The sequence below is a fragment of the Pseudomonas sp. PS02303 genome (genome assembly GCF_029959925.1).
GTDB classification, from domain to species: Bacteria; Pseudomonadota; Gammaproteobacteria; order Pseudomonadales; family Pseudomonadaceae; genus Aquipseudomonas; species Aquipseudomonas mandelii.
In genome coordinates this window covers 19,481-28,535 of record NZ_JASCOM010000060.1, presented here as the reverse complement: position 1 = coordinate 28,535, position 9,055 = coordinate 19,481, and the positions used below count along the sequence as shown (strand labels likewise).

The following is a 9,055-nucleotide window of genomic DNA, read 5'->3' as shown; positions in this document are numbered from 1 at the left end:
TAACTGCAAAAACCGAGAAAGCGATGCTGAGAAGGATTTGGCGTTTCATGATGGTGTGCTCCGGGGTGTAGTTGTTTGGTATGGAGGCGATGTTACGCCCCGGAGTTTTTAAGAGAACTTCATTGAGTTGATGGTGACTATCGATGGCAGCAATGGATGCGCCTCACGCCCGTGCCGTCCGCGCAAGCCACCGGACTTATTGCCCGTTTTGCTGGGCAAGTCGGGCACCATCGGGCGGGATCTGGGCTGAGGGTTGGAGCGGCTGCGGGGCTGAGGTTGTTTGCTCATGATTCGGCTCCAGACGTGTCGGCATTTCGCGAAGTAATCCCCGATTAAAGCTGCCGCCTGAACATCGCGATGAAATTCGTGCGATTTCGCACATGCCTCGGTTTTCTGATCTGGCGCAAAGTATCTACCGTCCCTGAGCGTAGTGTTGGCAATAACGTTTCGTAGACACGCCGGAAATTGGTGCTCACATCCTTTACGTTTTTCAGTGTGTTTTGAGATGTCTTTGCCTTTTTCATACTTTCAAGGGTGTCCCATGAAAACCTCATATTTCGTAGCAACGACAATCCTCGCCGCAGGCTTGTCCGCCATTGCATCTCCCGCGAATTCGCAGACACTCGAAAAAGTTTCCGACAGTAACAAAATCACCGTGTCTTACCGGGAGGCGTCGGTACCTTTCAGCTACTTGATCAGTCCTGCCGAAGCCGTAGGTTTCTCAGTCGATTTAACCGATGCCATCGTTGATGATGTGCGCAGGAAGCTCAACAAGCCGAACCTGGAAGTGGCTCACATTCCGGTGTCTTCGCAAACCCGCATTCCGTTGCTGGTCAATGGCACATACGATCTGGAGTGCGGATCCACCACCAACAACGCTGCCCGTGGCAAGGATGTGGCTTTTGCAATTAGCCATTTCTACACGGGCACGCGCCTGTTGACCAAGAAGACCTCCGGCATAAAGAACTACGCCGATCTCGCAAAAAAGACCGTCGCCAGTACCGTCGGCAGCACGAACGAGAAGGTCCTCCGCCAATACAGTGCCGACAACAATCTAGACGTACAGGTCGTCTTGGGCAAAGACTATGACGACTCCATGGAGCTGGTTGAAAATGATCGTGCCGTGGCGTTTGCCATGGACGATATCCTGCTGTTTGGCCTCATGGCGAACTCGAAAAATCCTGATTCGCTCGAAGTCGTGGGTGATGCGCTGCAAGTCGAACCCTACGGCTGCATGCTTCGCAAAGATGATCCTGAATTCAAGCAATTGGTCGATGGCACCATAACCCGCCTGATGGAGTCGGGCGAATTCGAAAGGCTATACACCAAGTGGTTTCAATCACCGATTCCTCCAAAAGGAATGAACCTGAACATGCCGATGAGCGAACAACTCAAAGCCAATCTCAAGGCGCGCAGTGACAAGCCAGCGCTGTAAAGCTTGACGTACTTTGCTCGACTTCAGCGTCGCGCAGACAGTTGTTGCGGCGCCAAAAACGCATCGTGGAAGTAATTACGAAACGCCTGCATGGCCGGGCTGAATTCGCGCTCGCGATGCCACGCCAGACCAACGCTCATGGGCGTCACTTTATCGGTGACGGTGAGGGTCTCGATGCGTTTTCCTTCCAGTGACCAAGGGCGGTGCACCAGGTCCGAAAGGATCGCCACGCCGCTGCCATTGGCGACCATGCTGCGCACCGCTTCCACTGAACTGGTGCGCACCCGCACGTTCGGCTGTTGGTGCGCGTGTTCCCAGTAGCGCATGGCGCTTTGTTCGGCTTCGTCGACGGTCAGCAGGATGTAGGGTTCTTTCGCCACGTCGGCGAGGCTGACCGCCGAACGTTCGCACAGTGGATGGTGGCTGGGCAGCCAAAGCCGTCGTTCGGAGTTGAAGAGGATTTCCGAGACGATGTCCGGGTGAGTGAGGTTCGCGGTGAGCACCACGGCCATGTCGAATCGACCCTCCAGCAGGCCTTCTTCGATGGCCGTCCGTTCCTGTTCGTGGACTTCGATGGCCACGTCAGGATGCCAGTGTTCCAGGCGTTGCAGGTGGTGCGGCAGGAAGTAGCCGATCACCGTGTAACTTGCTGCCAGACGCAGCACGCCACTGGCGCGAATGTCCGGCAACGGACTGTTCATCGCATCATCGACACTGCGCAAAATCACATACGCGCGATTCAGAAAGTGCCGCCCGGCATCGGTCAGGCTCATGCCCTGGGCCGAGCGCTGGAACAACAGCGCACCCAGCATACCCTCCAGTTCCTTGATCGCCGTGGTCACCGCCGACTGGGAAATATTCAAATGGATCGCGGCCTGGGAAATTTGCCCGATCTCGGCGGTGGCGACGAAATAGCGGACCTGGCGCAGGGTCAGTGACATGGGCACTCCGGATGACGAGGTATCTGTTTTTCAGAAGATACCCTATCTGTTAATAGATCTTCCCAAGGGGTACGGAGGAATCTAACTTGGCCTGCATGAAGTCACAAGTGTCAGGAGCAAGCGTCATGCAAGCAGTAGATTTCAATTCGGACATGGGCGAAGGCTTCGGCCCATGGACCATCGGCGATGGCGTCGACAACGAACTGATGGGCTTCATCAGTTCAGCCAATATCGCCACCGGTTTTCATGCCGGCGACCCCGGCACCATGCGCCGCACCATCGAGCAGGCCAAGCGCCTGGGCGTGGCCATCGGCGCGCACCCGGGGTTCCGCGACCTGGTTGGATTTGGCCGCCGGCACATCAATGCACCGGCCCAGGAGCTGGTCGACGACATGCTCTACCAGTTGGGCGCCCTGCGTGAACTCGCCCGGGTTCAAGGCTTAGCCCTGCAACACATCAAGCCCCATGGCGCGCTCTACATGCACCTGGCCCGGGACGAACAGGCCGCCCGTCTGCTGGTGGAAAACCTCCAGCGCCTGGAGCCTGAGTTGCTGCTGTATTGCATGCCCGACTCGGTGATCTGGCGGGTCGCCAAGGAGCTTGGCCAACCGGTAATCCGCGAGTTCTACGCCGACCGCGAATACGACCTCACGGGCTCCATCGTCTTCACCCGCAACATACGAGCCTACGATCCGGCGCAAGTGGCCGCGCGAGTACTGCGTGCCTGTCAGCAAGGCGTGGTGCGCACGGTCGAGGGTGAAGACCTGGCGATCGAATTCGATTCGATCTGTTTACACAGCGACACCCCTGGCGCCCTGGCGTTGGTCGAAGCCACGCGCAGTGCCCTCGACAGCGCCGGGATCGAGGTTCGTGCACCGCGCTAAATCAGGACGAGACACCTGGCACACAGATGCCAGGGCTTGCACACCGATTCATTTTTGCCTGCCTTTCTACAACTATTCCAAGAGGAACAGACATGGCCGAACACACTGTAATCACCCCGTTGCCCGGGACCTTCTACCGCAAAGCGACTCCTGAATCGGCGAACTTCGTCGAGGTGGGCGCGCAGGTCAGTGCCGACACGGTGATTGGCCTGATCGAGGTCATGAAGCAGTTTTCCGAACTGACCGCCGGAAAGGCCGGTCGCCTCAGCGCATTCCTGGTAGAAGACGGCGATCCGGTGGAACCGGGTCAGGTCGTCGCAACACTCGACGACGAGTGAGGGCGCGATCATGACTCAAGGTATTCGTAAATTATTGATTGCCAACCGTGGCGAGATCGCCGTGCGGATTATCCACGCCGCCAAAGCGTTGGGGATCCCCACCGTTGCGGCATGCAGCGAGGCAGACGTCGATTCCCAGGCCGCGCGCATGGCCGATGAAGTCCACGTCCTTGGCCCGGCCCGTGCGGATAAAAGTTACCTGAACGTCGAAGCGTTGCTCGGTGCCTTGAAAACCACCGGCGCCAATGCAGTACACCCCGGTTATGGTTTTCTCTCGGAGAACGCCGATTTTGCCGAAGCGGTCCTTGCCGCCGGCGCCATTTTCGTCGGCCCGAGCCCGGACACGATCCGGCGCATGGGCGACAAAGCCGAGGCCCGGCGCACTGCGCAAGCCGCCGGCGTACCGGTGGTGCCGGGTTCCCCCGGTGAATTGTTCGACGTCGAATCGGCGCTTAAGGCCGCCGAAGCCGTGGGCTTCCCTCTGTTGATCAAAGCCTCGGCCGGTGGGGGCGGGCGCGGCATTCGCCTGGCGGAAAACGCCCAGCAACTGACAGAAGAGTTTCCCCGCTCACAGCGTGAAGCCCAGGCCGCGTTTGGCAATGGCGCGGTTTACCTGGAGCGGTTTATCAGCAAGGCCCGGCACATTGAAGTGCAGGTCTTGGGCGACGGTCAGCACGCCGTGCATTTGTTTGAGCGGGAATGTTCCCTGCAACGTCGCAGGCAGAAAATCTTTGAAGAAGCGCCGTCACCGGCCCTCAGTCAGCAGCAACGGGAAACCCTCTGCGCCAGCGCCGTGCGCCTGACCGAATCCCTCGGCTACAAGGGCGCCGGGACGCTGGAGTATCTGTATGACGACGCCACCGGCGAGTTTTTCTTTATCGAGATGAATACGCGGATTCAGGTTGAGCACCCGGTCAGCGAATTAATCACCGGCATCGATCTGGTCCAGGCCATGTTGCGCATTGCCGGGGGTGAACCGCTGGGCTTCAAGCAGAGTGATATCCAGCTCAACGGCGCCGCCCTGCAAATGCGCCTGAACGCTGAAGACCCGGCGCGGGATTTCTTTCCCAGCCCGGGGCTGGTCGAGGAACTGATCTGGCCGCAGGGTGAGGGCATTCGCGTCGATACTCATCTGTATCAAGGCTACCGTGTGCCGCCGTACTATGACTCGCTGCTGGCCAAGCTGATCGTGCATGGCGCTGATCGCGCCGAAGCCCTGGCCCGTGCGCGGGTTGCGGTAAGGCGAACCACGCTCACTGGCATGGCCAGCACCTTGTCCCTGCACGGCGTACTGCTGGAGCAACCGTGGCTGCACAGCGCCGACTTTCACACCGGCACCCTGGAAACCTGGCTGGCCGAGCGCCGTTTCGGAGGTGAAGTATGAGCACTCCCATCCGCTACAGCTTTGGCGCCGATGAGCACCTGTTCGCCGAAGTCAGCGACAGCATGTCCCTGGACGCGTTCTTCAAGGGCCTGGCCGTCACTCGCGCGGTGGAACGGCTGGCACTGGATGGCGTGCTCGATATCTGCCTGGCCAACGCGTCATTCCAGATCCGTTTTGACCCGGATCGCATCGCCCCTCATACCTTGCTCGAAGCGGTAAAGATCGCCGAAGTCGGGGCCGTCGCCGAACGCACGTTGCAGACGCGGATCATCGAGATTCCGGTGCTGTACAACGACCCCTGGACCCACGAAACCCTGATGCGCTTTCGCGACCGGCATCAGGACCCGAGCGCCACGGACCTGGAATACGCCGCACGGATCAACGGCCTGGCGGACGTCGAGGCGTTTATCGCCGCCCACAGTGGTGCGCCGTGGTTTGTCTCGATGGTCGGCTTCGTCGCCGGGCTGCCGTTCATGTTCCAGATGGTCGAGCGCGAGCGGCAGTTGCAGGTGCCCAAATACCTGCGCCCGCGTACCGACACGCCAAAACTGACCTTGGGTCATGGCGGTTGCTTTGGCTGCATCTACTCGGTGCGCGGTGCCGGTGGATATCAGATGTTTGGCGTCACGCCGGCACCGATCTACGACCCACAGCAGAACCTGGCGTACCTGAAAGAGCACATGGTGTTTTTCCGCCCCGGTGACATCGTGCAGTTCAAACCGATGGACCGTGAGGCGTATGACCACGCGGTGGCCGAAGTGGAAGCCGGTTGCTTCGATCTGCGGATCCGGCCGGTGGAGTTTTCGCTGGATGCGTTTCTGGCCGATCCCGTTGGCTATCCCAAGTCGCTGCAGGAGGTGTTGGCATGATCAAGGTACTCAAACCCGGTCTCGCCACGTCGGTACAGGACCTGGGACGCGAAGGGTATTACCACTTGGGCATTCCGCCCTCCGGCGCGCTTGATCCGTACGCCTTGAGTGCGGCCAATCAACTGGTCGGTAACCCGGCGGGGGCGGCAGCACTGGAATGCACGTTGCTGGGGCCGGAGCTGGAGTTTCAACAAGACGCGCTGGTGGCTGTGTCCGGCGCGCACATGACCCCACGGGTCGATGGCGTGGAAATGCACCACGACACGGCGTTTGCGGTGAAGGCCGGGCAAGTGCTGCGCTTTGACTTTCCCAAAGCTGGCGCCCGCGCTTACGTGGCGGTGGCCGGCGGCATCGATGTGCCGATCGTGCTCGGCAGTCGTTCCACTTATGCGCTGGGTGCGCTCGGTGGTTTTCAGGGGCGCAGGCTGGTGGCGGGTGATGAATTGCCCGTCGGTATCGCCAGCGGAAAGAGCCGCGCCGGGGCCAGTTTGCCCATGGCGTTGCGCCAGTCCTTGGGGGGCGAAATCACTCTGCGGGTGGTGCCGGGGCTTTACTACCACCGCTTGAGCGAATCCGCCGCGCATAGTTTCTTTGCCGAACCCTGGACGGTGGGCTCGGAAGCAGACCGCATCGGCTACCGCTTCAAGGGCGGCAGCGCGCTGAGCTTTGAGCCCCGCGAGCAGCCGTTCGGCGCCGGTTCTGATCCGTCGAACATCGTCGACAGTTGCTACCCCATTGGCTCGATCCAGGTCCCGGCCGGGCTCGAACCGATCGTGTTGCATCGCGACGCCGTGTCCGGCGGAGGCTACGCGATGATCGGCACGGTGATCAGCGCCGACCTCGACTTGATCGGCCAGATGCAACCGAACCAGAAGGCCCGCTTTGTCGCGGTGACCCTCGAAGAGGCGCTGGAAGCGCGACGTTCCTATAAGAAAAAACTCAGCTGCCTGAGCAAGCTGTTCCCTTCCTGATTCTGCCCGCCGCATTGCGCGGGTAATGCCAAACGGTAAGCCAACGCCGCACTTCGGTGCGGTGGCGGCTGCCCGCGCTTCAACCTTTGACTGGTTTTGGAGTTCACGCATATGGCTGCTTTATCGCAATCGAGTCAAACCGGGCAAGACCCGGCCAATCAACCCGTTCCAGCCGAAGCGCGCATGGGGCGATTGTCCCTGACCATGGCCTGGTGGGCGGTGTGCAGTGCGATGTTTTACATCGTGGTCGGCGCATCACTGGCGTTGTCGTATGGAGCCCGCAACGCACTGATCGGCATGGTTCTGTCGGTGATCAGCTATGGGCTGGTCAATAGCGTGCTCAGCCGCTTTGCGATCCGCAGCGGCTTGTCGGTGGCGTTGTTTTCACGGTTGCTGTTCGGCAGTACCGGGGCGTGCCTGGCAACGTTGATCTTCTTTTCCACGGCGATCTACTACGCGGTATTCGAAGGCTCGGTAATCGCCGTGGCGCTCAATCACCTGTATCCGGAGCTGGTTTATCCGCTGGCCGCATTGGCGGTGGTGCTCTACAGCGTGCCAATGATTCTGGGCAGCGTGCAGCATTGGCTGGACAAGCTCAACGGCGTGTTGTTGCCGGTGTATCTGGGCGGTTTGCTGGTGGCGGTCGGGCTCTCGATCAGTCGATATGGCTACCAGCCGCAATGGCTGGATTTCGGCCCGGCAACACCCAGCGCCTTCGGCTGGTGGGACTGCTTTGTCGCTTACATGGGGGTCTGGGTGCTGATGCTGTTCACCTTCGACTACGCGCGTTTCGGCAAGCCTGAAGACGCCGAGTATCACGGGCGCTGGAACTTCGGCATGCCGTTCTACGCGGTGACCTTCCTGCTCAATGGCGCGGCGGGCATCTATCTGGTCAGCAGTATTCCCCACGAAGGTGCGCTGAACGAAGTCTCTGTGGTGATGGCGATTCTGCAATTGATGGGCTTGTGGGGCTTGTTGTTTGTCTGGGCCACGCAAACCCGGATCAACACCGCCAATTACTACCTGGCGACACTGAACATGCAGGCGTTCTTCGGGCGTTTTGGCCTGCGCGGTTCGTACTTGATGTGGGCATTGGTAGTGGGGGTGATCGTCTACGGCTTGATGCTCGCGGACGTGTTTGCCTACCTCCTCAAAGCGTTGGCCTATCAGGGGATCTTCGTGGTGGCCTGGGTCGGCGTGGCGTTGGCGCAGATACACTACGGGCGCAATGAAATGGCGGTACTCGAACGGGTGCCCGCGTTCAATTCCGTGGGTTTGACGGCGTGGTTTGGTGCCACCGCTTTGGGGCTTGCGTTGATGTTTTTCGGCGGTGGCCTGAGCAGTTTTTCCGCACCCTCTACGGTGATCGTTGCATTTGCGTTGCAGTCGGGCTTATCCCATCGGCACCGGTTAGTGTTGGCTGAGTAGGATTTTTCAGTCACTCGTTGTGTGCCTGCCTGCTCTAGCACGTTAGAGCAGGCATCGGACGCTCATGACGAATCCGCTGATGAATGGTCCAGGGCTGCTGATGGCACAACCGTTATGGTTTCACTGCGTGGCTTTCTTCAACATGAGGAGCGTCCGCTGGGTTCTTCTGCGGAACGACAAAGTTCACCACCGTACTGGTCAAAATCTTATGACTCGGATCAGCCACTTCAAGTAGAACCTTGTGAGCGCCCGGCGTCAGCCCAACCAAAATAATCGGGTCTTCACTGGTGTGCGCCCAAGTACCTTTCCAGTCGTCGACGGTCACGTGAAGGTGGCCGAGCCGTGGTGATACTTCGACAGCCGTTTTGCCAAATACCGGCATGATCCGGGCGTGCTCGGTTCGATACTGAATAATGACAACCCCGCGGGCCAGCGGCGCGGCGAGCGGCGGGTAGGCAATGAGTTTTGGTCCTGCCTCAGACTCCAGTGGGAGTATGGCCGGTGGCTGATCGGTGTCTGCTACCCCTTGACCCCACGCGGCTACGCAAAGGAAGGCACCCAACGCAAAGGTAGATAGATTTCTGAGAGCAAGGGACATGGTGTTTTTCTCCCGCGTGATCTCATCCAAGGCTAGATCAAACCGGGCAGTTGTCTATGCCCAAGCTGCCTCTCTCTGCAAAACAGCCGAGTGGGGAAGGGCAGAAAACGGGTGTTGAATACGAGCCTTTTAATGACGGTGATCGGCTAAAAACAGCCAGTAAATGGAGCGACGCAAAATGACAGCTAAGCTTCCTTCTACTGTCGG

At 59.4% G+C, this 9,055-nt stretch carries 9 protein-coding genes; 7 read left to right on the top strand and 2 right to left on the bottom strand.

Annotation, left to right across the window (positions count from 1 at the left end; translation table 11 throughout):
* Nucleotides 1-541 precede the first annotated feature (541 nt).
* Nucleotides 542-1,435 carry a transporter substrate-binding domain-containing protein gene (locus QMX98_RS15770; RefSeq protein WP_282411032.1) on the top strand — a complete coding sequence of 298 codons (894 nt, stop codon included), beginning with the start codon at nt 542-544 and terminating at the stop codon, nt 1,433-1,435.
* Between the two features lie 23 nt (nt 1,436-1,458).
* Here the strand turns inward: QMX98_RS15770 and QMX98_RS15765 are convergent, their stop codons facing one another.
* Nucleotides 1,459-2,376, bottom strand: coding sequence for a LysR family transcriptional regulator (locus tag QMX98_RS15765; protein WP_083377050.1), 918 nt, complete (start codon nt 2,374-2,376; stop codon nt 1,459-1,461).
* Between the two features lie 125 nt (nt 2,377-2,501).
* On the opposite strand from QMX98_RS15765, the gene QMX98_RS15760 reads away from it, so the two are divergent.
* The 6 genes from QMX98_RS15760 (at nt 2,502) to QMX98_RS15735 (ending at nt 8,250) form a co-directional block, all read left to right on the top strand.
* Nucleotides 2,502-3,260, top strand: a complete 759-nt coding sequence (locus QMX98_RS15760) for a 5-oxoprolinase subunit PxpA (protein WP_282411031.1) — start codon at nt 2,502-2,504, stop codon at nt 3,258-3,260.
* A 92-nt stretch (nt 3,261-3,352) separates the two neighbouring features.
* Nucleotides 3,353-3,598 carry an acetyl-CoA carboxylase gene (locus QMX98_RS15755; protein WP_077749837.1) on the top strand — a complete coding sequence of 82 codons (246 nt, stop codon included), beginning with the start codon at nt 3,353-3,355 and terminating at the stop codon, nt 3,596-3,598.
* 10 nt (nt 3,599-3,608) lie between these two features.
* Nucleotides 3,609-4,982 (top strand): acetyl-CoA carboxylase biotin carboxylase subunit, encoded by a 1,374-nt coding sequence (locus QMX98_RS15750; RefSeq protein WP_083377048.1) that lies wholly within the window; start codon nt 3,609-3,611, stop codon nt 4,980-4,982.
* Nucleotides 4,979-5,851 (top strand): allophanate hydrolase subunit 1, encoded by an 873-nt coding sequence (locus QMX98_RS15745; protein ID WP_102595540.1) that lies wholly within the window; start codon nt 4,979-4,981, stop codon nt 5,849-5,851. The genes QMX98_RS15750 and QMX98_RS15745 overlap by 4 nt, the downstream gene beginning before the upstream one ends.
* Nucleotides 5,848-6,822: a biotin-dependent carboxyltransferase family protein gene (locus QMX98_RS15740; RefSeq protein WP_077749839.1), complete on the top strand. Its 975-nt coding sequence runs from the start codon at nt 5,848-5,850 to the stop codon at nt 6,820-6,822. Before QMX98_RS15745 ends, QMX98_RS15740 begins: the two co-directional genes overlap by 4 nt.
* Before the next feature lie 111 nt (nt 6,823-6,933).
* Nucleotides 6,934-8,250, top strand: coding sequence for an allantoin permease (locus QMX98_RS15735; protein ID WP_282411030.1), 1,317 nt, complete (start codon nt 6,934-6,936; stop codon nt 8,248-8,250).
* A 112-nt stretch (nt 8,251-8,362) separates the two neighbouring features.
* Here the strand turns inward: QMX98_RS15735 and QMX98_RS15730 are convergent, their stop codons facing one another.
* On the bottom strand, nt 8,363-8,848 hold the full coding sequence (locus QMX98_RS15730; protein WP_154504284.1) for a DUF6130 family protein: 486 nt from the start codon (nt 8,846-8,848) through the stop codon (nt 8,363-8,365).
* Nucleotides 8,849-9,055 lie beyond the last annotated feature (207 nt).

Bases quoted from the DNA above. Each gene is read 5' to 3' on its own strand.
- QMX98_RS15770 (WP_282411032.1), top strand. From the start codon at position 542: ATGAAAACCTCATATTTCGTAGCAACGACAATCCTCGCCGCAGGCTTG.
- QMX98_RS15765 (WP_083377050.1), bottom strand. From the start codon at position 2,376: ATGTCACTGACCCTGCGCCAGGTCCGCTATTTCGTCGCCACCGCCGAG.
- QMX98_RS15760 (WP_282411031.1), top strand. From the start codon at position 2,502: ATGCAAGCAGTAGATTTCAATTCGGACATGGGCGAAGGCTTCGGCCCA.
- QMX98_RS15755 (WP_077749837.1), top strand. From the start codon at position 3,353: ATGGCCGAACACACTGTAATCACCCCGTTGCCCGGGACCTTCTACCGC.
- QMX98_RS15750 (WP_083377048.1), top strand. From the start codon at position 3,609: ATGACTCAAGGTATTCGTAAATTATTGATTGCCAACCGTGGCGAGATC.
- QMX98_RS15745 (WP_102595540.1), top strand. From the start codon at position 4,979: ATGAGCACTCCCATCCGCTACAGCTTTGGCGCCGATGAGCACCTGTTC.
- QMX98_RS15740 (WP_077749839.1), top strand. From the start codon at position 5,848: ATGATCAAGGTACTCAAACCCGGTCTCGCCACGTCGGTACAGGACCTG.
- QMX98_RS15735 (WP_282411030.1), top strand. From the start codon at position 6,934: ATGGCTGCTTTATCGCAATCGAGTCAAACCGGGCAAGACCCGGCCAAT.
- QMX98_RS15730 (WP_154504284.1), bottom strand. From the start codon at position 8,848: ATGTCCCTTGCTCTCAGAAATCTATCTACCTTTGCGTTGGGTGCCTTC.